Below are 463 nucleotides of genomic sequence, written 5' to 3' on the forward strand. Positions count from 1 at the left end.
ACTACATCTTGCTCTTGTTTTATTGCAACATCATCAACTGAAGTTGGTAATGTTTTACCTTCCCAATTTGTAATTTCAGACCAATTATTATTGGTAACACTTTTAAAATGTTTTTGATCGTTATAAACCCACATTCCTCTACCAAAAGTACCGACATAAACATTTCCATTACTTTTACTTACTTTAATGTCACTAATAATAACATTTGGTAAACCAGCACCTAATTTTGTCCAGTTAGTAGTTGTATTATTGGTATAATAAAGACCTAATTCAGTTCCTACATAAATAGTTTCATTGCTTTTATTAGTGTCTAATATTATTTTTTTCATGATAATGTTAGGCATATTAGCACTTATATTTACCCATGAAGCACCATTATCGGTACTTTTATAAATTTTTTCACCAGCATTATACGATGCCACTGTTGCATAAACAATAGCTGTATTTGGTACGGCATACACAC

General features: G+C 30.2%; 1 protein-coding gene. It reads right to left on the reverse strand.

Annotated elements, in window-relative coordinates:
• A partial coding sequence (locus FHK88_RS05305; protein WP_264480617.1) for a hypothetical protein occupies window positions 1-463 on the reverse strand: 463 nt, incomplete at both ends.

The sequence above is a fragment of the Psychrobacter sp. I-STPA6b genome (genome assembly GCF_020662265.1).
Taxonomy (GTDB): domain Bacteria; phylum Pseudomonadota; class Gammaproteobacteria; order Pseudomonadales; family Moraxellaceae; genus Psychrobacter.